Origin of the sequence: Polaribacter filamentus, from assembly GCF_002943715.1 — a bacterium.
Classification (GTDB): domain Bacteria; phylum Bacteroidota; class Bacteroidia; order Flavobacteriales; family Flavobacteriaceae; genus Polaribacter; species Polaribacter filamentus.
The window spans coordinates 1463598-1485013 of record NZ_MQUA01000013.1; the positions used below are offsets into that span (position 1 = coordinate 1463598).

Consider the following 21416-nt stretch of genomic DNA (forward strand, 5'->3'; position numbering starts at 1 on the left):
GTTCTAGCCTACTTACGAAAGTCCTCGCGGACTTTCCTGGTCAGTAATTATTTACTAAATTAGTTGCTTAAAACACGCAACAAACCATATACAACAACGTTGTAACACATTGTTAACGATGACAATTCCTGAAATAGGTTGACAAAAAATTAAACACTTTTAGCAACTTATGACACTAACAAAAAAACACCCCTGTCCAAAAAAGAAGTATCAAAAAATTGGTTTTGATCTCAAACTTTCCATCATTGACCAAATTACAAACGGTCAGATTTCTGTAAATTATGCAGCTAAATTGCATGGAATTTCTCGATCATCTATTACCTATTGGATGAAAAAATTGCGTTCCTTTGAACAAAATTCTAAAACAATGAGTAAAAATCAAGAACTTAAAAAACTCAAAGAACGTGTCGAAGAACTCGAGTTCGTTAAAGACTTTCAACAAATGATAATCGCTGATTTTGAGAATAGTACAAATCTTGGATTCGCAAAAAAGTTATTGCCCGAAGCACTGTACAAAGAAGTGGAGAAAAAAATGAAAGACCTTTCAAAGAGAAATGGATCCACCAATGCTTCGGTATAAGCAGACAGGCTTATTACAAAAGAATCAAAAAACAAGAATTAGAACAAAAACAAGCACTTATTATCTTTGAGCTAATAAAGCCCATTAGGCTTTTACAGCCTCGTTATGGTTGTGCAAAAGTATATTTGGATATCAAGGGTGATTTAATCAAAAACGGCATTAAAATGGGGCGTGACAAGTTCTACGCCTTAATGAGAAACTATGGCTTATTGATTAAGAAAACTAAAAAATATCATATTACAACTGACTCTAATCATGGCTTTTACAAATCAGAAGATTTAACTGTAAACCTTGAAATTATAAACGCAGAACAAGTATTTGTAAGCGATATAACCTACATTAAATTAGCATCACAACATGCCTATTTAGCGCTGGTTACGGATGCCTATTCTAAAAAAGTAATGGGCTATAAAATAGATACAAATATGAAAGTAAAACTAGTAAAAGATGCTCTGGAAATGGCTGGCAATAATCGAATTTACAAACATCAAAACACAATTCATCACTCTGATAGAGGGATACAATATTGCTGTCCTGATTTTGCAGATTTTGCCAAAGCAAAAAACATGACTTTAAGTACAACTCAAAACTCAAGCCCATACGAAAATGCTGTAGCTGAAAGGATTAATGGAATTCTAAAACAAGAATTTGGATTAGGGAAAACGATTCCAAACTTTAAAACAGCTCAAAAAATGGTCAAACAGGCTATTGAAATTTATAACAACCATAGAAGACATTACTCAGTAGAGTTGAAAACACCCGAGTTTGCTCACAAAAACCAACAACACAAATACAAATCTTATAGAAAAATGAAAAAATCTATTTTAAATACGTAAGGAATGTTGGTAACTTTTTTAAAACCCGGAGGGAATTTTTTAAAAAAGTTATCAATGTTCCGATTACTAAACACTATTTTTGATCATAAAATTCATAACAAAAATTGACAACCTATTTCAGGAGAAGACACGAAAATAATAAGGCAGAACACTAAATGCAACTACCAAACTTTTATTATGTAATGGTCTTGATAAATAAGGACAATGAGTTGGTTCAATATCCTTATTACGTAATTAACGATGAATTTTACGAAAAACTTAAAACCCATATTATTTTATATGTTATCAAGGTCGTGGATAAAAAGATAAAATCGTATGAGAAAACTCCAATTAAGAATATCAATTCAGGTTATATTCCTCCTAGAAAATTTGAGCCAGATGATAAAATCTGGCGATATATGGACTTATATAAATTCGAAGATTTAGTTCAAACTTCCGCATTGTATATGTCTAGAATTGATATGTTTACGGATAATTTGGAAGGCATTTCTCCAGAAAGCTGCAAAAATTCGATTCTTAGTGAAAGCCGACTTGACGATGAGGAAATGGAACAACAGTTGGAATTATTTAATGAGAGAACATCAATAAATCGAAAGAATGGATTTGTATGTTGCTGGCATTTGAACAAAAGTTTAAATCCTACTATGTGGCAGGAATATGGAAAAGATAATTCAGATTCTGTGGCTATAGAAACTACGACAGGACAATTAAGAAAATCTTTCACTAGTACTACTTTACCTTTAATATATGAATATATCCGATATTTTGATGAACCGTTTTTTAATCAAGAGACTTACTGGTTCCCATCACTTTTCAAGCGAAGAGAGTTTGAATACGAACAAGAATTTCGTTGCGCTATTTATGCAGCCAATTTGTATGGCGCAAAATTCACGAGATTAAATCTCAACCTCGAGCACCTAATTACTAAAATACATTTACATCCAAATGCTAAAATTGAACAAGTAAATAAAATTAAAAAAATGTTGAACGACAAAAATTTGAAAATAGCGATTGAAATAAATAAAAATTAAAACGTGTTACAACACCGTATATAATTTATTGCTAGTTTCTAGCCTACTTACGAAAGCCCTCGCGGACTTTCTTGGTTTGTAATTATTTACTAAATTAGTTGCTTAAAACACGCAACAAACCATATACAACAACGTTACCTGTAAGCTAAAACGAACATTTTGCTAACTTCAAAATTTAGGAATTAAAATTATGAATATTTACAAAAATCAGAATACAAAATGCTAATTGGATATTTTGACTATTTAATCATTGGAGTTTTAATTTACCTAAACATCAAATATTGGAAAACGAATTTTAAGATAAATAAAGGTTGTCTTTTAGGAGGACTTTTATTTGGTTTTTTCCTTCCATTTATTTCTATGATAATTGAACTTCAAATTGTCGGAGAATGGATGGACAGTTTTGAAGTTGTTTATACTTTTTTAAGGTTTCCAACCTATTGGATAATCGGAATTATTCAAATGGTTATTATTGGAATCAAATTGAGCTTTAATAACGAAAATGAGCAAAAGGAATAATATGAAAATTTACAAACCTGTTTTTTCAATAATTATTATTCTCATTCAATTGATTTTATCATTAAAAGATTATTATGGACTTCAAGAATGGAGAAAAGCTAATCCTGAACTTGATGGACTCATAAATTTAGTTATTCATTATGACACACTTTTTCTGTTTGTTTTATCAATCGGAATCTTTGAAATGCTGACAAAACCGAGTTTAAATAAAAGACTCATTCGAATTTTTTTAGTAATTATCTTTTTTGGTTATCATTTTTCTGGACTTATTCCAATCAAGGATTTTAAATATGGAATTTATAATACTGCTTGGTTTTTAGGATTTTCAGCATTCGTTTTAATTTTAGCAAAAATATCAAAATATATAATTGAAAAAATAACAAGTAGAAAGTTGAAATAAGCCTACAGGTAACACCGTATATAATTTATTGCTGGCTTATTGCCTACTTGTGAAAGTCCTAGCGGACTTTCTTGGTCGGTAATTATTTACTAAATTAGTTGCTTGAAACACGCAACAAACCATATACAACAACGTTGTAATTAACGGCGGATTTCAGGTCTGAAATTCTTATTGAGCATTATAAGTTTGAATTGTAAGATTGACTAGCACACAAGTCGAAAAAAAGTATTGAAACGTAAAAAAATGATAACAACAAAATTAATCTTACTCAACCAGCTATGAATAAAATTTGGTGCCTGTTATTTTTAGCATCTCTGTTATCTGTTAATGCACTTTATTCACAGTCAAAAGGTGATAAGTATCAAGAAATTCTTGAAAAAGCTCATGATAGTGGCTTGCCAAGCATTACTACAATAGTTCAATCTCCTGGTGAAAAAGAATGGAGGGGCAAATCTGGGGTCGGAAATATTGAAAATGCAATCCCAATAGATATTAATCAAACTTTTCGTTTGGCCAGCATATCAAAAATTTTTACATCAATTGTTATTTTACAATTGGTGGATGAAAATAAAGTAAAGCTTACAGACAGTATTTCAAAATACCTAGATGCAGAAACACAAACCAAAATACCAAATGTAAATACAATTACTATTCTTCATCTACTAAGCCATAGTAGTGGTATATATAGTTTCACAGAAAACAATAGGTTTTGGAAAGAATGCTACCTAAACGGAGGCATGTCAAGAACCTGGCGTCCAAATGAGATACTTCGTTATATCGAAAATAAAAAACCCGTTAGTAAGCCATTAGAACCCTTTTCTAAAAAACTCTATTCCAATACAAATTATATTTTGCTAGGAATGATTATTGAAAGAATTACTAACAATACGTTGAATATGGAGTATCAAAATCGCATATTCACACCTCTAAAAATGAACGATACTTTTTTAGAAGGCTATGATAGCCAGGGCAGAAAACCTGTTGATAGCTATGCTGTAGCAAATTCTTCCATTCTAAAATCAGCAGTAAAAAAGAAGGATATACAAAAAGTAAACGGATCTCAATTCATTAATTTAAGCCAAGAATACGAGCAATACAACAGTTGGGCTTGGGCGGCTGGAGGGATTTCATCCAATCTCAATGACTTAGCATTATTCTTCTCTGCAATAAGAAATCATGAACTACTGAGTAGTGATACACAAAAAGTTCTTTTTCTATTAAACTCTTCCAAGGACAAAGGCATTGCCTTTTTCGGTGGAACAGGAGGTTCAGATGGAATTCAAGCCACTATGTTGCATCTCATGCCAAGCGATGTGGTGATTATTATTTTAATTAATTCTTCAGGAAATGAAAAAAACAATTTGAGTTCTGTATTTGCTGAACTTTTTAAAATAGCATCAAACAAGAAATAAGCATATAACAAAAAATAAACGTCATTAAAACAGGCGTTTATTCAAATCGTTGCAATTAATGCCGGATTTCAGGTCTGAAATCCTTATTGAGCATTATAAGTTTGAATTGTAAGATTGACTAACACACGAGCCGAAAAAAAGTATTGAAACGTAAAAAATGATTTTAAGAACGGATTTGATTTTTGAAACGTAAAAAAAATGAGAATTGAATCGCACAGATTTGAGAAATAAAACGGTCAGATTTTGAGCAAAATGTCCGAATTGAGAAATGAATCGAACAGATTGATTTTCAGAACGGAAAACTAAAACAGAGAAATTAGAACAAACTGAAAATATATTCGATTTTTATAATCACAACCGATTTGAGAATTGACACGTAAAAACTAATTGAAACAGATGAAATTTGAACAAAATAGAATAATTGGAACAAAAGCCGCTAAATTACAACCCCGCATATAGCAAATTGCTTAATTCTTGTAGATAGGAAAATTTTAGTACTTTTAAACAAAAATAACAAGCTATGAAAAGTTCGACTTCAAACCCGCACTTGCCATATTCAAACCCGTTGGCAGCAATTAAAAAAAAATGAATAAAGAAAAAGAATGAGAGACGATTTCATACAAAAAACCAAAGATAATTTAGCTAAACGAGTCGCATTTACTTGTTCAAACCCAAAGTGCAATATTGTCACAATTGGGCCAAATAGTAATTCTGCTAAAACTACTAGTATTGGAGTAGCGGCTCATATAACTGCAGCTTCAAAAGGCGGACCTAGATATGAATCGTCTTTAACGTCAGAACAAAGAAAGTCGATAAATAATGGAATATGGTTATGTCAATCATGTTCGAAATTGATAGATACTGATGTCGGATTATATTCAACAAAATCACTGAACGAATGGAAGAATCAAGCTGAAAAAACAGCTGGTGAAAGGCTTAATAAACAAATGGCAACTGATTCAATGTTTGCAAATTCGGAGGACTTTGAGTCAATCAAAGAAAATGGTTTTTACGAAAAAGAGTTTTCCGGACAAAAAGTTAGATATTACTTACAAGGTGCATTTTTACATGTAGAACATGAACCTACTCCAGGAATAATCGCTTATTACGTACTCGATCAAAATGGTAATGTTGTTGAAAATAAATTCCCTCATGAATTATCTGAATATGAAGTTATAATTGAACCGGGTTTAATATTAAGAACTAGAATTAAAAAATTATCGAACCAACTTTCAGAAGAAATAATTTTTATGAAATGGGGTAATGTTGCACACTTGATTAAAAATAATGAAGGACTACTAGTAAGTTTCAATATAAAAAGGGGGTGTACAATTAGTCATACAGAGAAAAAAATATGGATTAAACGTCCTGAATTCAAAAAATAAGAAATAAAAACAGCAGCCAACACCGTATATAATTTATTGCTGGCTTCTTGCTTACTTGCGAAAGTCCTTGCGCACTTTCTTGGTCGGTAATTATTAACTAAATTAGTTGCTTGAAACACGCAACAAACCATATACAACAACGTTAGCTGTAATTTAGAATCGATGAAATATTGGAAAATTTTACTAAAAGAACAAAGAGATAAGGGGAAATCAGGGTTATCAATTCCATTTATAATTGGAAGTCAAGCCTATCTACCTTTTAAAAACCACTCTAAACAATCTATATCAGAACTTTTAATTGACATCTCTCAAAATAATTCATTTGAGACAAGTTTAAGGTATTGTATGAATACTCAGACATTAATACTTGAAGTAAGGAAAACAAAGAATGCAGTCTATTTTCCAAAATACAAAGGGAATGAACAAAAAAACCTATCAGTAGCAATCTCTTTTGATAATTTAGGAGAGTCAATAGAAGAAATAATAAAAGAACTTGAAGACCGATTTAAAGAACCAATTGACAAACAACTTTTTTCAGCCGAACCAAATTCTGATAAAAGAACAGCTGTCTGGAGAAAATATACTGATTATGAAGATATTCCTTTCATAACAAACTCTTTTAAAAAACTAAAAAACTGAAGAAACTGAAAAAACTCTTATATAAATTTAAAATTTTAAAAGAAAAACCTTTAGAGACAACCAATCCTCCAATTGAATATGGAACTAAATTTATTGAACTTTGCAAAGAATTGAATATCGGAAAATGGAATTATCTTTCTAAACCATTTTTTCAATTCACAAATCAAGAGTTTAATATTCTGAAAAATAAAAATTTAGTTTTTGACGGTACTAATGGTGGATTAGTTTTAGGTAATTCACATTTGAATGGAGGTATCCATCTTTTAAGTTTTATTAATCAAAAAACTATTAAATATGTTGGAGAAATGGAGGGATGGGAATATTTAACTTCACCTTTCAATGGAATTGACATAGATAATTTCGAGAAATTCAAAGAACTGAATGAAAAGACCCGAAACACCAATAGATACACAAAAACAGAATTCAGAATACCTAAAAAATGTAAAATTTTAGACTTAAGAAATATTGCCGTTCCATTTTTATTAATTAATAACCAACAAGCAATAATAAATAGATTTGCTTCAAAAAAACATATTCAGGAATTAATGAAAATAGACGAAAAAAACTACAGCTAACACCGTGTATAATTAATGGCTGGTTCTCGCCTACTTACGAAAATCCTTGGGGATTTTCTATTTGGTTTTTATTTACTAAATTAGGTGCTTAAAAACGCCACTAATCATACACAACACGTTGTGTGTAAGCTGAAAAAAAATCCATCAAATTAATAAAAATGGGAATATTTGATTTTATAAAAGGAAAAGAAAAAGCTAAATCGGAAAAAACCGAAAAACCTTCACCTGAACAAAAACTATTCTCTGAAAAATGCATAGAAATCCTAATTCCTACATTTGAAAAATTCGGATTTGAAAAGCACAGAATTGAAATTGAAGAATATTCTTCTACAATAATTTATCGGAAAAATAAACAATATCTGAAAATAACGAGTACAACTTATCCAAGAGATTATCCTTATTGCTACAATATTGTATTCGGAGAAGGAGACAGCGAAGATTTTTATGAATATGATTGGAATTCTATCGCTCTATGGAAACTGAAACAAAAAATTGAACCAAAATTGAAAGCTTCTGAATATAGCTTTCCAAATGAAAAAGGAATTAATCCAAGTTTAGAAAATACTAATAATGAATTGCTTGAATTTGGAATTACCTTTTTGAATGGAAACTTAAATTTATTCTATGAAATTAGAAAAGAACAAAATCAAGAAAGGGAATCTTACAAAATACATTCGTCAGATAAAAATGGAAATTACAAAACAACAAACGAATTGAAAAGTTCGGAAAAAAAGGAAAAATATAGTTGAATAAAAGCCTACACACAACACCGTATATAATTTATTGCTTGCTTTTAGCTAACTTGTGAAAGTCCTCGCGGACTTTCTTTGTCCGTAATTATTTACTAAATTAGTTGCTTGAAACACGCAACAAACCATATACGAACACGTTGTGCAAAATTAGAAAAAAACGAAAATGAAACTAAATAAAGAACAACAAGAAAAATTAATTTCTAAACTCAATCAAGTTTGGAAAAACAAAATTTGTGATGTCTGTTCCACTAATAACTGGATGATTGACGACACTCTTTTTGAAATACGAGAATTTCACGGAGGAAAAACAGTTTTAGGAAGTGGAGCAATTAAACCACTAATTACTTTGACTTGTGCTGGTTGTGGAAATACTAAATTTATGAACGCCATTCAATTAGGTCTAGTTGACCCAAAAAATCCTGATGGAGAAATTAAAGAAGGAGGACAAGATGAGTGATTTTAAATTTAGTCAAGACTACGTAGTCTACAAAGCAAAAAAGGAAGGAGTTTATCCTATAAAAGAAACTGATTGGTCTAGATTAAAAAGACTAATAAACGGAATTATACCTAACAAAAATCTGTTTCAAATTTTAGCGTCTATATCGTTTGGAATATTTGGTTCTGCGATTTTCTCATTAATTGCATTTAATTCGGCTGAAAATCTTGACAAATGGGTTTTGCCGACAACTTGGGTAATATTTTGTGTTTCAATAATAGCTGGAATTGGTTTGCTAATCCTGGACAAGCAACAAAAAGTAATAATTTCATATTCAACAACTGATGTTTTAAATGAAATGACGGAAATAGAGAAATCATTTGACAAACCGACAGATGAGGATGAATAATAACTTTGCACAACAACGTATATAAAACATAGCTATTACAGGCTTTTCGAGAGGTTCGTATGTATTTGCAAATAACGCCAAATTTTTAAATTTGGCTTTTAGTAAAATAAAGATAAAAAGAAAATTAAAAAATTCGGCTCGTGCATAATCCGAAAAGTTAGTGTCTTTTTACACGCTACGTTTCATATACAAGACCGTTGGGCAAAACTGCGGAAATTGACAATTCCTGAAATAGGTTGACAAAAAATTAAACACTTTTAGCAACTTATGACACTAACAAAAAAACACCCCTGTCCAAAAAAGAAGTATCAAAAAATTGGTTTTGATCTCAAACTTTCCATCATTGACCAAATTACAAACGGTCAGATTTCTGTAAATTATGCAGCTAAATTGCATGGAATTTCTCGATCATCTATTACCTATTGGATGAAAAAATTGCGTTCCTTTGAACAAAATTCTAAAACAATGAGTAAAAATCAAGAACTTAAAAAACTCAAAGAACGTGTCGAAGAACTCGAGTTCGTTAAAGACTTTCAACAAATGATAATCGCTGATTTTGAGAATAGTACAAATCTTGGATTCGCAAAAAAGTTATTGCCCGAAGCACTGTACAAAGAAGTGGAGAAAAAAATGAAAGACCTTTCAAAGAGAAATGGATCCACCAATGCTTCGGTATAAGCAGACAGGCTTATTACAAAAGAATCAAAAAACAAGAATTAGAACAAAAACAAGCACTTATTATCTTTGAGCTAATAAAGCCCATTAGGCTTTTACAGCCTCGTTATGGTTGTGCAAAAGTATATTTGGATATCAAGGGTGATTTAATCAAAAACGGCATTAAAATGGGGCGTGACAAGTTCTACGCCTTAATGAGAAACTATGGCTTATTGATTAAGAAAACTAAAAAATATCATATTACAACTGACTCTAATCATGGCTTTTACAAATCAGAAGATTTAACTGTAAACCTTGAAATTATAAACGCAGAACAAGTATTTGTAAGCGATATAACCTACATTAAATTAGCATCACAACATGCCTATTTAGCGCTGGTTACGGATGCCTATTCTAAAAAAGTAATGGGCTATAAAATAGATACAAATATGAAAGTAAAACTAGTAAAAGATGCTCTGGAAATGGCTGGCAATAATCGAATTTACAAACATCAAAACACAATTCATCACTCTGATAGAGGGATACAATATTGCTGTCCTGATTTTGCAGATTTTGCCAAAGCAAAAAACATGACTTTAAGTACAACTCAAAACTCAAGCCCATACGAAAATGCTGTAGCTGAAAGGATTAATGGAATTCTAAAACAAGAATTTGGATTAGGGAAAACGATTCCAAACTTTAAAACAGCTCAAAAAATGGTCAAACAGGCTATTGAAATTTATAACAACCATAGAAGACATTACTCAGTAGAGTTGAAAACACCCGAGTTTGCTCACAAAAACCAACAACACAAATACAAATCTTATAGAAAAATGAAAAAATCTATTTTAAATACGTAAGGAATGTTGGTAACTTTTTTAAAACCCGGAGGGAATTTTTTAAAAAAGTTATCAATGTTCCGATTACTAAACACTATTTTTGATCATAAAATTCATAACAAAAATTGACAACCTATTTCAGGAGAAGACAAATTAGCAAAATTCAGAACATTTTTAAACAAATTAAAATTTAGAATTTCTGAATAATTTAGCAACTGAATTCTTTAATAAAAAACAAAAATTACGGAAAAATCTCACGCGAATGGAATTTTACAAGAATTGGAAAAATTTTAGTAATAAATAAAATTGAAATCACTCAAATTCTGAAAAACCAATATTGCGGAATTGAGCAAAAAAAGGAATTCTCACTCTTGCGGAATTCTTACTCAAACGCTGAATTTAAAAAGTTTGCGGAATTTTGTAAAACTTGAATAATGCAATTACAGAATTTTCTCTTTCTAAACGGAAAAAAATAAAATGGGAAATGAAAAAATGTAAAAATGGAAAAAAAATACAGCTGTGCCCAACACCGTGTATTAAATATTGCTATATTTGGCTAAACTAAAACTTGTTGCTTCTTTGCAAACTACTGAATTTCCTTTGGAAATTCCTCGTTCACAAAGCCGCAACATTCAATACACAACCACGTTAGCCACAAGCTCTAAAAAGCCAACGCACAGTCAAGCACATTTTATTTTTTTCGTGCCTCAAAAAATAAAAAGAGCTTGCCTTTACCCACCACTCACTCATACGGAATGATAATTTTTATACTCATTTAGTGAGTATATTGAAAATGTTATCTACTTTAGTAACTGAATTAAAAAAATTCAAAATGAACCGAATAAAAGAGGTTTTAGAAAAGAAAGGAATAAAACAAATCTGGCTGGCTGAACAGTTGGGAAAGAGTTACAATATGGTTCACTCATACGCTCAAAATAAAAGACAACCTAGCTTAGAAGACTTGTACAAGATTGCTAAAATCTTAAATATAGAAGCAAAAGAATTATTAGTAGAACATAAAGACAATATCAAATAGATGAAACTAACCGAAATATTAAGAGACAGTAACTACAAACTAACGCAATTTTCACTTGAGCAAATTGAAAAATTAGAAAGCACAATATTTCTGAAAGAAGTTCGTGGGAATGAAGTGCCTTTTATTAACTGTTTAGTTAGAAGAAAAGATATTCAATTAAAACCAGAAGAAGCTATTAGACAACTCTACTTAATGGTTCTTAATGAACAATATGGTTATTCATTTGACAGAATGGAAATTGAATATGCTGTTAGTTTTGGGCGTGAAAAAAAACGTGCAGACATTGTGATTTTTGACAAACAAGATACACGTTCAATCTATATAATGGTTGAACTTAAAAAACCTAAATTAAAAGACGGAAAAGAGCAACTAAAATCCTACTGTAATGCAACTGGAGCACCAATTGGAGTCTGGAGTAATGGCGATTCAATTTCTTTTTATCACAGAAAAGACCCAAATTATTTTGAAGATTTATCTGCAATTCCAAGTGCAACCGAAAAATTATCTGATATTTTAACAGAACGTTGGACAATTGACGATTTAGTAAAAAAAGACAAATTAGTTACCGAAAAAAAATCTCTTAAAGATTTGATTTTGGAAATGGAAGATGAAGTTTTGGCTAATGCTGGTGTAGATGTTTTCGAGGAACTTTTCAAACTAATTTTTACAAAACTCTATGACGAAATGGAAAGTGGCAGAAACAAAACTCGCCATTTACGTTTCAGAAATTATGGAGATACGGAAACCGAACTAAAAGAAAAAATACAAGAGGTTTTTGATAATGCAAGAAACAAATGGGAAGGCGTTTTTACAGAAGACAGTAAATTAATGCTAACACCTTCTCACCTATCTGTTTGTGTTTCTTCTTTGCAAGATGTAAAATTATTTAACTCAAACCTTGATGTAGTAGATGAAGCATTTGAATATTTGATTAGTAAAAGTAGTAAAGGAGAAAAAGGGCAATATTTTACACCAAGATATGTAATTGATATGTGTGTAAAAATGATGAATCCACAAGTAGAAGAAACTGTAATTGATACATCTTCTGGTAGTTGTGGTTTTCCTGTTCACTCAATTTTTCACGTTTGGGAACAAATTCTTAAAGAAAAGGGGATACCAAAAAGCCATTTATTTACAGCAGAAGAAAAACCAACTGAATGTACAGACTATGTGCAAAACAAAGTTTTTGCAATTGATTTTGACGAAAAAGCTGTTCGTGTTGCAAGAACATTAAACCTTATCGCAGGAGACGGACAAACAAATGTTTTACACTTAAATACATTAGATTACGAGCGTTGGGATGAAAAAACAGAGGATGAAGATTGGCAAGATACTTATTATGAAGGTTGGAAAAAATTAAGAAAATTAAGAACAACGAAAGACAGTAATAGAGATTTTGAATTTGACGTTTTAATGGCAAACCCACCATTTGCTGGAGATATTAAAGAAAGTAGGATTTTAGCAAAATATGAATTAGGCAAAAAACCAAACGGTAAATACCAAACTAAAGTTGGTAGAGATATTTTATTTATTGAGCGTAATTTAGACTTTTTAAAACCTGGTGGACGAATGGCTGTTGTCTTACCACAAGGAAGATTCAACAATAGTTCTGATAAAAATATACGTGATTATATTGCGGAAAAATGCAGAATTTTAGGAGTTGTAGGACTACACGGAAACGTATTTAAACCTCACACAGGAACAAAAACATCTGTACTTTTTATACAAAAATGGGACGATAAGTTGTGTCCAAAAAAAGAAGATTACCCAATTTTCTTTGCAACACAACAAGAACCAAGTAAAGATAATAGTGGAGAAAAGATTTTTGTTAAGAAAAAGGATTTTCCAAATGCAAGAACGATACTTAAAGATGCAAATAATGACAATGTAGCAGAACCAATAGACCATTACGATACTACACCAGAAAATCTAGACGAATATTTATTAGACACTCACGGACATTTAATTGTAAAACACGATTTATTTAACCACGACAATATTACAGAAGATGGAATTGCAGAAGCTTTTCTAGAATTTGCTAAAAAAGAAAAACTGTCTTTTGTGGGAAAGTAGTAAGCCCTTTTAACGAAACTCAATATAACGAGTTAATAAAAGGGCTGGAAATTAGTGAGGTAATGTTTCAATATGTAAAAGATAGTAGCGACATCTTTAGATTTGACAGCACTTTTTTCAAAAGGGTATATTTAAATGATGAAAATTTAATTAGAAATAAAAATTATAAAACACTAATTGAGTTAGAAAATTCAATACTATCATTTGGAGCTTATTCTTTAAACAATCACGTTACATACCTAGAGGAAGGAATACCATTTATCAGAGGAATTAATATGAAAAATGGTAGAATTGATTTCTCAAATACAATATATATTGACAAACAGGCTAATGACCTTCTTTGGAAGTCTGAAGTAAAACCATCAACAGTTTTATTGTCTATGTCTGGAACAATTGGAGATGTTGCAATTGCATCTAAGAATTGGAAATATCCAATAAACTCAAATCAAGATATTGCTAAAATTCATCCTAATAAAAACATTAGCTCTTATTATTTGTATGTTTTTCTATTAACAAAGTATGGTCAAAACTACTTAAAAAGAGAACAAAGAGGAAGTGTTCAACAACACGTTTTTTTATCTCAAATAGAAAAATTCGAAATACCAATTCTTAAAGATAGATTCATTTCAAAAATTGAAGAATTAATAATAAAGTCTGAGCACTCAATAGAAGAGTCTAAACAAACATATGGCCAAGCTGAAAACATACTTCTAGATGAAATAGGTTTACAAAGTTTCATACTGAGTAAAGACCCTGTAAATATTAAAAGTTTCAAAAATAGCTTTGTTACAAGTGGTAGATTAGATGCGGAATATTATCAACTTAAATATGAGCAGGTTGTAAATAAAGTAAAAACCAAACCGTATGATACTTTAGAAAACCTTGTTGAAATAGACAAATCTATTGAACCAGGTTCGAAAAATTATGTAGAAAATGGTTTACCATTTATGAGGGTTGCAGATTTATCAAAAAACGGTTTATCAGAACCTCAAAAATATATTTCAAAATATTTTATAAAAGAAAATCAAGATAAAATCAATGATTTAAAACCAAAAAAAGGAACGATTTTATTTTCAAAAGATGGTAGTGTTGGAATTGCTTATCATTTAAGAAAAAATTATAATGGAATTACATCTAGTGCAATTTTACATTTAAAAGTAAAAGATAAGAGTAAAATTATCCCTGAATATTTAACACTTGCCTTAAACTCTAAAGTTGTACAAATGCAAGCAGAAAGAGATGCTGGAGGCTCAATTATTTTACACTGGAGAGTTGGAGAAATTGAAAATGTTGTTGTTCCAATTATAGATTTTGGAAAACAACAACAAATTGCAAACTTAATAGAACAAAGTTTTTCTTTAAAGAAACAAAGTGAACATTTATTAGAGGTTGCTAAAACAGCAGTTGAAATTGTGATTGAGGAAAATGAACAAATAGCATTTAAATATATTAACAATCAATTAAACACAAATGGCTAGTACAGAAAATATAAGAATGTGGATTGAACAATCTGATATTGATTACATAGGTCATTTCATTAAAGCTTGGATTCCTTTTAATGCTTGGTATAATGGTACTTTTTCAACATTAAACTCTGATAGACAGAAAATATCTGCAATAAAATCACAAAATAACACAGTTAAAAGAGGCATTAACTCTTTAATGGAATCCAACTCACAATTAGGTCAAGAATTTAAAAGTAATTTATCCGCTTTATACTATCAATTACAACAAAACCAAATTGATGGTCGTGATGGAAGAATATGGTTTGAAGATGCACTCAAGGAGAAAAATAATGTTGATTTAATTGATAACAGAGAGTTTGGTAGAGACAAATATTATCTAAAACGAACTGATGGACAATATCTTGGTCAAGTATCGGAAATAAGAATAATTTTAAAGAAGAAATCAGACAACTCTAATACTTTTGTTTATACGCATACTGAATACGACATAACTCATTTACAATCATTTCCTGATTATCAAAGTTTAAGCCATACAAAAAAGGAACAAATCAGAATAATGTTCCAAGAGCTTAAACCAATACGGATTGAAAGTTTACTCGAAACAAATAAAAATGAATCACCAATTAATTATTATCAATGTGATTCTTATGTTTTACGGAGAGAACCAACAAATAGTTGTTATTCGATTTATGTAGTAAAAGGTCTTATCGAAATTTTATATCAATTAAGAAATGTTTTATTTCACGGAGAACTTGTGCCGAATAAAGGTGCACAGAATGTATATAAAGAAGCATATTTAGTTCTCAAAATGATTTTAGATAAAATAAGATAAGCCAACGCAAGTTCAAGCACATTTAAAGTTTGCTCGTGCCTCACAAATTTAAAAGAGCTTAAACGCCAACGCTAGCAAGTTTGCGGAATAAAGCCAGTGGCTAACAACGTGTATAAAACATAGCTATTATAGGCTTTCCGAGAGGTTTTTGCATACTTACAAAGTACACCAAATTTTTTATTTGGTTATATTTAGAAAAGAAAATTAAACATAAAAATAAAAAATTCGGCTCGTGCTAAATCCGAAAAGTTAGCGTCTTTTTACACGCTACGTTTCATACACAAACCGTTGCCCACAATTAAAGAAAACAGTAAAAACTCATAATTTATGCTACCAATTAGATTTAAACCATTTGTCGGAACAGAATATCAAAAACAAGATTTTAAAATATTAATATTAGGCGAAAGTCATTATTTGAATGGTTCGGATTTTATTGATTATTTAGATGGAAATAAAAAAGTTGAACTGATAACGAATAATGTTGTGAATGGATATCTGAATTATAAAAAAACAGGAAAATCTTACGCAAATTGGATGAACACATTTACTAAATTTAGTAATGTGCTAAATGGAAAAAAATCTTCTATAAAAGAAACGGTTGAATTTTGGCAATCTAGTAGTTTTTATAATTATGTTCAAGCACCTACGAAAGGCCCGAGAATTTCACCATCGGAAGAGGAATTTAAACAGAGTTTTGATGCGCTTACAGAGGTTGTTGAAGAAATAAAACCGAATTTGATATTTTTCTGGGGACACCGATTATGGAATAATTTCCCAAAAGACAATTATGGAAGTTTAATAAATGGAAATGAAAAAATTCACTTCTTAAAGTTTAGTTATAACTTACCAATTATTGTAATGCCTCATCCGTCAAGTTCAAAATTTAATTATGGAATTAAAGACGAAATAAAAGACTATTTGAACGTAATAAAAACTGTGGGCAACACCGTGTAAAAAAAATTGCTGGTAAAAGCCAATTTACGAAAGTCCTAGCGGACTTTCTATCTGTGATTTATTTGCTAACTTTATTGCTTAAAAAACGCAACTTTCCTTACACAAAAACGTTGGCTTTAATGCGAAAGAAACCACATAAATGAAAAAAACATCGACAAGACAAGATTTGTTTAGATTTCTTAAAAAACCAAGTTTTGACAAACTTCAAAATGCATCAATAAAAACAAAAATAATTATTCTTTTTAAAATTTTGATTCTTACATACGTTGGGATAATTATAGCTAGTTTACCTTTTCAAATTCTAAAAGAATTAAATTTTGTAGGTGAAACCACAAATAAAGTTAGGGTTTTTCTAGACATAATGAGGGAAAGCAGAAGTGATTATAAATCGTATTTTATATTTACATCAATTTTATTAGTTCCATTACTTGAAGAAACAGCTTTTAGATTATTTCTTACAAAATTTAAACTAAATTATTTTATCATCTCAGTATCATTAATTTTTGGTTGTTTGATTTTTTATTTTGTAAATTTTCTATTCTGGAAACCTGCGTCATATTTATTATTTTCAATATCAACATACTTTTATAGTACTATGATTAGTGGAGTTATTGGATTAATATTATGGATAATCAGAAATCAACTAATAGGAATAAAGAAATTTTGGAATAGTAATATTGGAATAATCTTTTATTCTTCAGCAATACTTTTTGCATTATTCCACTTTATGTCAACTAATTTTAATAAAGACAATCTAATATTTGCACCAGTAATTCTTTTACCTTTTGTAGTTTATGGGGTTACCTTTGGCTACGTAAGAATTAGACTTGGGTTAATATATTCAATGGCTCTTCATTTTGTTATTTTAGGAATCCTATTTGGATTACAAGAACTAATAAACTAACTAAAAAAAATACAAGAAAAAATCACGAAATGAAAAAAGCACTAAAAGCCAACACCGTATAAAATTAATTGCTGGCTTCTTGCTTACTTACGAAAGTCCTCGCGGACTTTCTTGGTTGGTAATTATTTACTAAATTATTTGCTTAAAACACGCAACAAACCATATACATAAACGTTAGCTACAAGGCGAATGAAGAACTTCAAAAAAACATCATTTTTATCTTTGACATTAGGTTGGATTGGCCTAATTATAACTCATATAATTTGGTCGAATTTAAGATATGAGAATGCTTCAGGAGGAGATACTGGAGTAGTTTTATTTTGGGCTTCTTTTTTCCTTTTAATCTTTTATGGTCTTTTTATTTTAATACCACAAAAGAGAATTATAAAACTAACTGAAAAACTGAATTTAACTCTATTTACATTTCTTTCAGGAATTTATGCTCTAATTGGATTTACAATTCTTGTTGGTTGGGGTTTTTTAATGGCTGACCATTTCTATGAAGTCTTTTTAGACGCATTTGTTTGCGGACTAATTTTTGGACTGACTTTTCATCTGATTTGGAATAAAAAACGGAACAAATTAAAACAAATGCACTTGATTCCGATTCTCACTTTACCGATTTTATTCCTTTTCATTTATTTGTTCGCTTTTCCAAAATTATTCCCTTCCATTGCATACAATTTCGTACCACAATATGTGAGACACGACATATTAAAAAATACAATTCCGAAATTCAAAGTTGGAGACGACTTATCTAAATTACAAAAAGCATTACCAGGTGAATTTGAATTTGAAAATTGTTATGGAAGTCGTGGAGGTAGTATAGAATATTTTCAATATGTAATTGAGGTAAACTGTTGTAAAATAGTCCGAATTGAATTTGGACCAAGACAAAAAACGGGTTATACAATGGGCGGAAAAAGAAAGCCCTGTAGCTAATCGAGTAGACGGCTGACTACCAAAAAGTAGCCAGTGCGCCTCTCACACCACCGTACGTACGGGTCTCGTATACGGCGGTTCACCAAATTGAAGTTTGCTTCTTATTTATGTAATCTACCATGGGTTTGTAACCTTTTCTTTTAAGTATAGAAAGGGTAATTGTAGTTTTAAGTATAGGGCTTTGGGCTACTGCCCAGCCTCCCATTCTTGTTCTACTCCAAGCATACGCTTGTCCGTTTTCTATTCCTAATCGAATTAGGCTTTTACGTTTTCTTTCTAGTTTTTTCCAATCATGCCAAATGCAATATCGTAACCTATTTCGCAACCATTCATCCAACTTTTTAAGTTTAGCATAAATGTTTGTTAATCGGTAATTATTCATCCAGCCCCTGCAAACTTGATTTAGTCGCTCGAGTCTTTCTAGTAAAGACATTGGTTTGGTTTTCTTGGTTAAACTTTTAAGATTGCGCTTAAACTTTTCCCAACTTTCCTGTTTTACAACTAGTTGATACTGCCCTTTTATGCCTTTCTTATAGATTGGCACAAAACCGTGTCCTAGCAATTTAAAATTTACAGGTCTGCGTATACCACTTTTAGCACCATTTATAGGGAGCTTTAATTTGTCTCTAAGAAACAAATACATGCTATTTCCTATTCGTTTTGCCTCGCTTTTGCTTTTAGCATACATACTAAAATCGTCTGCATAACGCACATATCGTACCCCTTGTTTTTGCATTTCTTTATCCAGAACGTCTAATATAATATTAGATAGTAATGGACTTATTGGACTGCCTTGTGGAATTCCTTTTCGGCGTTTATAAAGTTTTCCATTTATTGAAATGGGAACTCTAAGCCATTTTCGGATTAAACGCAAGGTGGTTCGGCATTGTACTTTGTTGTAAATAAGTTGCAGTAGGATGCAATGGTCTACTTCATCGAAGAATCCTTTTAAGTCAATATCTACAATATCCTGATAGCCATCATTGATGTATCGCTGGGCTTGTAGTACTGCCTTTTGGATGTTCTTCTGTGGGCGAAATCCGTAACTAAAGGTTTCAAATTCGTATTCGAACTTAGTCATTAATTGTTGGTTTACCCCCTGTTGTAACCATCTGTCTACTACCGTTGGTATTCCTAAAAGTCGGGTTTTACCATTTCCTTTAGGGATCGTTACTCCTAAAATTGCTTGTGGTACATAGCTATTATTACAAATGGATAGCAGTAGTTCTGACCTATTTTCCCTAATGTATTCAGGGAGTTTTTGATGCGACATACTGTCTATTCCGCTTGCTCCTTTATTGCGCATAACTTGACGTGCTGCTTTATAAAGATTCGTAGCTTCTAATACTTGGGCAATCATAGTTTTAAATAATTTGTTTACTCCTGTTGAGCTAAGACTAGGCTAGCAATGCCTCCTAGTCGAATTACAACGTAATTTAATGTTCAGTCCTTCCTTACTTGTGAGACCGTGAGGGTTTTTCCCTCCTCGTTTCCTGTAAGTACTATGACTTCTGCTGACTTCTCTATACAGCCAACTCGTGGCTCTAGAGACCTCCCCAGGTAATGGCATCTTCTTTCACTCAATTCCTGCCGTATCTACATACTTACCCTTTTGTTACTCTTTTGGGCGTTACAATGATGTGCTTGCTTACCCAAGTAAATATGCCTCTGTATACGATTTCTGTTCGTCAGTACCGAGTTTTGTAGTCTCGCTTTCTTCAGATGTAACTTCGCAGTTACCACCCTTGCGACTTACTAATGCTTCAAGACGTTACTCCTGTGCATAAGGGACTTGCACCCTCTAGTTGAATAACTTATCTTGCGATAAGTTAAAGATGCCCATACTGGGCACACACACCGTATATAATTTATTGCTAGTTTTAGCTTACTTACGAAAGTCCTCGTGGTCTTTCTTAGTCGGTAAATATTTACTCAATTAGTTGCTTGAAACACGCAACAAACCATATACAAAAACGTTGGCATTCATTAAGAAACATGAACTAATATAGAATTAAAGATGAGATTTATATTTATACTCTTTTTACTAATAACAATATCTTGTACAAACAAGAACAAATCAAAAAAAACCATAACAAGTATTGATAGAACTGAAAATCTTATTGCAGTTTTAGACACTATTTGGGAAAAAGAACAAACACCAATAAGGTTAAGAGATTCTTTGATAAATATTTATGGAGCAGAATCTAAAGAAGCCGAACTATATCAAAAAGAATATAGAAAAAATCACACTCTTAATATTAAAAAAATCAAAAAAATCCTTGACAAATCTGATTGGCCTGAATTGACACAAATAGGAGAACAAGGCAATAGAACTATTTGCAATGTTCTTCAACATGCTGATCAAGAAACAAGGGAACATTATATTCCTTTAATGAAACAAGCTGTGTTGGACAAAAAATTAGAGCCAAGGTTTCTGGTTCGTGCTGAAGATAGAATTGCAACTGATAAAGGTGAATTACAAATCTATGGTGGACAAATGAAATACTATCCAGAAACAAAAAGTTTTAATATATGGCCAGTTTATGACCCTGTAAATATCGATAAAAGACGAGCTGAAATTGGACTTGAGCCAATCGCGGAATTCCTGAAAAATCGATTTGACTTTGAATGGAATCTCGAAGAGCAAATAAAAAGGACAGAAGAATTTGAAAACAAATAACGAAATGCCAACACCGTGTATAATTAATTGCTTGGTCACTGCCGACTTACGCACATTCCTGC

General features: G+C 31.0%; 23 protein-coding genes. 22 read left to right on the forward strand and 1 reads right to left on the reverse strand.

Going from position 1 to position 21416, the window contains the following annotated elements:
• Positions 1-169: 169 nt before the first annotated feature.
• From BST83_RS08895 to BST83_RS09000, 21 genes are all read left to right on the forward strand, one after another.
• The gene (locus BST83_RS08895; protein WP_104809035.1) at positions 170-580 is read left to right on the forward strand and encodes a helix-turn-helix domain-containing protein; all 411 of its coding nucleotides are present in this window, start codon (positions 170-172) and stop codon (positions 578-580) included.
• Positions 577-1416 (forward strand): IS3 family transposase, encoded by an 840-nt coding sequence (locus BST83_RS08900; protein WP_240614811.1) that lies wholly within the window; start codon positions 577-579, stop codon positions 1414-1416. Before BST83_RS08895 ends, BST83_RS08900 begins: the two co-directional genes overlap by 4 nt.
• Before the next feature lie 155 nt (positions 1417-1571).
• Complete coding sequence (locus tag BST83_RS08905) at positions 1572-2447, forward strand: hypothetical protein (RefSeq protein WP_104809489.1); 876 nt, start codon at positions 1572-1574, stop codon at positions 2445-2447.
• 219 nt (positions 2448-2666) lie between these two features.
• Positions 2667-2966, forward strand: coding sequence for a hypothetical protein (locus tag BST83_RS08910; protein WP_104809490.1), 300 nt, complete (start codon positions 2667-2669; stop codon positions 2964-2966).
• Between the two features lies 1 nt (position 2967).
• A complete protein-coding gene (locus BST83_RS08915) occupies positions 2968-3366 on the forward strand; it encodes a hypothetical protein (protein ID WP_104809491.1) in 399 nt (132 codons plus the stop codon).
• Positions 3367-3644: 278 nt separating this feature from the next.
• Positions 3645-4778 carry a serine hydrolase domain-containing protein gene (locus tag BST83_RS08920; protein ID WP_104809492.1) on the forward strand — a complete coding sequence of 378 codons (1134 nt, stop codon included), beginning with the start codon at positions 3645-3647 and terminating at the stop codon, positions 4776-4778.
• A 602-nt stretch (positions 4779-5380) separates the two neighbouring features.
• The gene (locus BST83_RS08925; RefSeq protein WP_104809493.1) at positions 5381-6163 is read left to right on the forward strand and encodes a hypothetical protein; all 783 of its coding nucleotides are present in this window, start codon (positions 5381-5383) and stop codon (positions 6161-6163) included.
• Between the two features lie 162 nt (positions 6164-6325).
• On the forward strand, positions 6326-6802 hold the full coding sequence (locus BST83_RS08930) for a hypothetical protein (RefSeq protein WP_104809494.1): 477 nt from the start codon (positions 6326-6328) through the stop codon (positions 6800-6802).
• Between the two features lie 110 nt (positions 6803-6912).
• Positions 6913-7377, forward strand: a complete 465-nt coding sequence (locus BST83_RS08935) for a hypothetical protein (protein WP_104809495.1) — start codon at positions 6913-6915, stop codon at positions 7375-7377.
• Positions 7378-7535: 158 nt separating this feature from the next.
• A complete protein-coding gene (locus tag BST83_RS08940; RefSeq protein WP_104809496.1) occupies positions 7536-8126 on the forward strand; it encodes a hypothetical protein in 591 nt (196 codons plus the stop codon).
• A 166-nt stretch (positions 8127-8292) separates the two neighbouring features.
• On the forward strand, positions 8293-8586 hold the full coding sequence (locus tag BST83_RS08945; RefSeq protein ID WP_104809497.1) for a hypothetical protein: 294 nt from the start codon (positions 8293-8295) through the stop codon (positions 8584-8586).
• Complete coding sequence (locus BST83_RS08950) at positions 8552-8974, forward strand: hypothetical protein (RefSeq protein ID WP_104809498.1); 423 nt, start codon at positions 8552-8554, stop codon at positions 8972-8974. The genes BST83_RS08945 and BST83_RS08950 overlap by 35 nt, the downstream gene beginning before the upstream one ends.
• A 267-nt stretch (positions 8975-9241) precedes the next feature.
• Positions 9242-9652 carry a helix-turn-helix domain-containing protein gene (locus tag BST83_RS08955; protein ID WP_104809035.1) on the forward strand — a complete coding sequence of 137 codons (411 nt, stop codon included), beginning with the start codon at positions 9242-9244 and terminating at the stop codon, positions 9650-9652.
• On the forward strand, positions 9649-10488 hold the full coding sequence (locus BST83_RS08960; RefSeq protein WP_240614811.1) for an IS3 family transposase: 840 nt from the start codon (positions 9649-9651) through the stop codon (positions 10486-10488). The genes BST83_RS08955 and BST83_RS08960 overlap by 4 nt, the downstream gene beginning before the upstream one ends.
• Positions 10489-11299: 811 nt before the next feature.
• Positions 11300-11503, forward strand: coding sequence for a helix-turn-helix domain-containing protein (locus tag BST83_RS08970; protein ID WP_104810830.1), 204 nt, complete (start codon positions 11300-11302; stop codon positions 11501-11503).
• Positions 11504-13576 carry a type I restriction-modification system subunit M gene (locus tag BST83_RS08975; RefSeq protein WP_104809500.1) on the forward strand — a complete coding sequence of 691 codons (2073 nt, stop codon included), beginning with the start codon at positions 11504-11506 and terminating at the stop codon, positions 13574-13576.
• 62 nt (positions 13577-13638) lie between these two features.
• Entirely contained in the window at positions 13639-15054 is a 1416-nt protein-coding gene (locus BST83_RS08980; RefSeq protein WP_104809501.1) for a restriction endonuclease subunit S, read from the forward strand.
• Complete coding sequence (locus BST83_RS08985; RefSeq protein WP_104809502.1) at positions 15047-15874, forward strand: hypothetical protein; 828 nt, start codon at positions 15047-15049, stop codon at positions 15872-15874. The genes BST83_RS08980 and BST83_RS08985 overlap by 8 nt, the downstream gene beginning before the upstream one ends.
• A gap of 327 nt (positions 15875-16201) precedes the next feature.
• Positions 16202-16828 (forward strand): uracil-DNA glycosylase family protein, encoded by a 627-nt coding sequence (locus tag BST83_RS08990; RefSeq protein WP_104809503.1) that lies wholly within the window; start codon positions 16202-16204, stop codon positions 16826-16828.
• Positions 16829-16967: 139 nt separating this feature from the next.
• Positions 16968-17732: a CPBP family glutamic-type intramembrane protease gene (locus tag BST83_RS08995; RefSeq protein ID WP_104809504.1), complete on the forward strand. Its 765-nt coding sequence runs from the start codon at positions 16968-16970 to the stop codon at positions 17730-17732.
• Positions 17733-17921: 189 nt separating this feature from the next.
• Positions 17922-18674, forward strand: a complete 753-nt coding sequence (locus BST83_RS09000) for a hypothetical protein (RefSeq protein WP_146092138.1) — start codon at positions 17922-17924, stop codon at positions 18672-18674.
• 79 nt (positions 18675-18753) lie between these two features.
• Here BST83_RS09000 and ltrA read toward each other — a convergent pair whose 3' ends face one another.
• Entirely contained in the window at positions 18754-20034 is a 1281-nt protein-coding gene (gene ltrA, locus BST83_RS09005; RefSeq protein WP_104808356.1) for a group II intron reverse transcriptase/maturase, read from the reverse strand.
• 657 nt (positions 20035-20691) lie between these two features.
• Here ltrA and BST83_RS09010 point away from each other — a divergent pair.
• Positions 20692-21354, forward strand: a complete 663-nt coding sequence (locus BST83_RS09010) for a DUF6624 domain-containing protein (RefSeq protein ID WP_104809506.1) — start codon at positions 20692-20694, stop codon at positions 21352-21354.
• Positions 21355-21416 lie beyond the last annotated feature (62 nt).

Excerpts from the sequence above, each read along its gene's own strand:
- BST83_RS08925 (WP_104809493.1), top strand. The coding sequence starts at position 5,381 with ATGAGAGACGATTTCATACAAAAAACCAAAGATAATTTAGCTAAACGA.
- BST83_RS08950 (WP_104809498.1), top strand. The coding sequence starts at position 8,552 with ATGGAGAAATTAAAGAAGGAGGACAAGATGAGTGATTTTAAATTTAGT.
- BST83_RS08920 (WP_104809492.1), top strand. The coding sequence starts at position 3,645 with ATGAATAAAATTTGGTGCCTGTTATTTTTAGCATCTCTGTTATCTGTT.
- BST83_RS08895 (WP_104809035.1), top strand. The coding sequence starts at position 170 with ATGACACTAACAAAAAAACACCCCTGTCCAAAAAAGAAGTATCAAAAA.
- BST83_RS08975 (WP_104809500.1), top strand. The coding sequence starts at position 11,504 with ATGAAACTAACCGAAATATTAAGAGACAGTAACTACAAACTAACGCAA.
- BST83_RS09010 (WP_104809506.1), top strand. The coding sequence starts at position 20,692 with ATGAGATTTATATTTATACTCTTTTTACTAATAACAATATCTTGTACA.
- BST83_RS08905 (WP_104809489.1), top strand. The coding sequence starts at position 1,572 with ATGCAACTACCAAACTTTTATTATGTAATGGTCTTGATAAATAAGGAC.
- ltrA (WP_104808356.1), bottom strand. The coding sequence starts at position 20,034 with ATGATTGCCCAAGTATTAGAAGCTACGAATCTTTATAAAGCAGCACGT.
- BST83_RS08940 (WP_104809496.1), top strand. The coding sequence starts at position 7,536 with ATGGGAATATTTGATTTTATAAAAGGAAAAGAAAAAGCTAAATCGGAA.
- BST83_RS09000 (WP_146092138.1), top strand. The coding sequence starts at position 17,922 with ATGAAGAACTTCAAAAAAACATCATTTTTATCTTTGACATTAGGTTGG.
- BST83_RS08930 (WP_104809494.1), top strand. The coding sequence starts at position 6,326 with ATGAAATATTGGAAAATTTTACTAAAAGAACAAAGAGATAAGGGGAAA.
- BST83_RS08990 (WP_104809503.1), top strand. The coding sequence starts at position 16,202 with ATGCTACCAATTAGATTTAAACCATTTGTCGGAACAGAATATCAAAAA.
- BST83_RS08970 (WP_104810830.1), top strand. The coding sequence starts at position 11,300 with ATGAACCGAATAAAAGAGGTTTTAGAAAAGAAAGGAATAAAACAAATC.
- BST83_RS08915 (WP_104809491.1), top strand. The coding sequence starts at position 2,968 with ATGAAAATTTACAAACCTGTTTTTTCAATAATTATTATTCTCATTCAA.
- BST83_RS08955 (WP_104809035.1), top strand. The coding sequence starts at position 9,242 with ATGACACTAACAAAAAAACACCCCTGTCCAAAAAAGAAGTATCAAAAA.
- BST83_RS08980 (WP_104809501.1), top strand. The coding sequence starts at position 13,639 with ATGTTTCAATATGTAAAAGATAGTAGCGACATCTTTAGATTTGACAGC.
- BST83_RS08945 (WP_104809497.1), top strand. The coding sequence starts at position 8,293 with ATGAAACTAAATAAAGAACAACAAGAAAAATTAATTTCTAAACTCAAT.
- BST83_RS08995 (WP_104809504.1), top strand. The coding sequence starts at position 16,968 with ATGAAAAAAACATCGACAAGACAAGATTTGTTTAGATTTCTTAAAAAA.
- BST83_RS08910 (WP_104809490.1), top strand. The coding sequence starts at position 2,667 with ATGCTAATTGGATATTTTGACTATTTAATCATTGGAGTTTTAATTTAC.
- BST83_RS08985 (WP_104809502.1), top strand. The coding sequence starts at position 15,047 with ATGGCTAGTACAGAAAATATAAGAATGTGGATTGAACAATCTGATATT.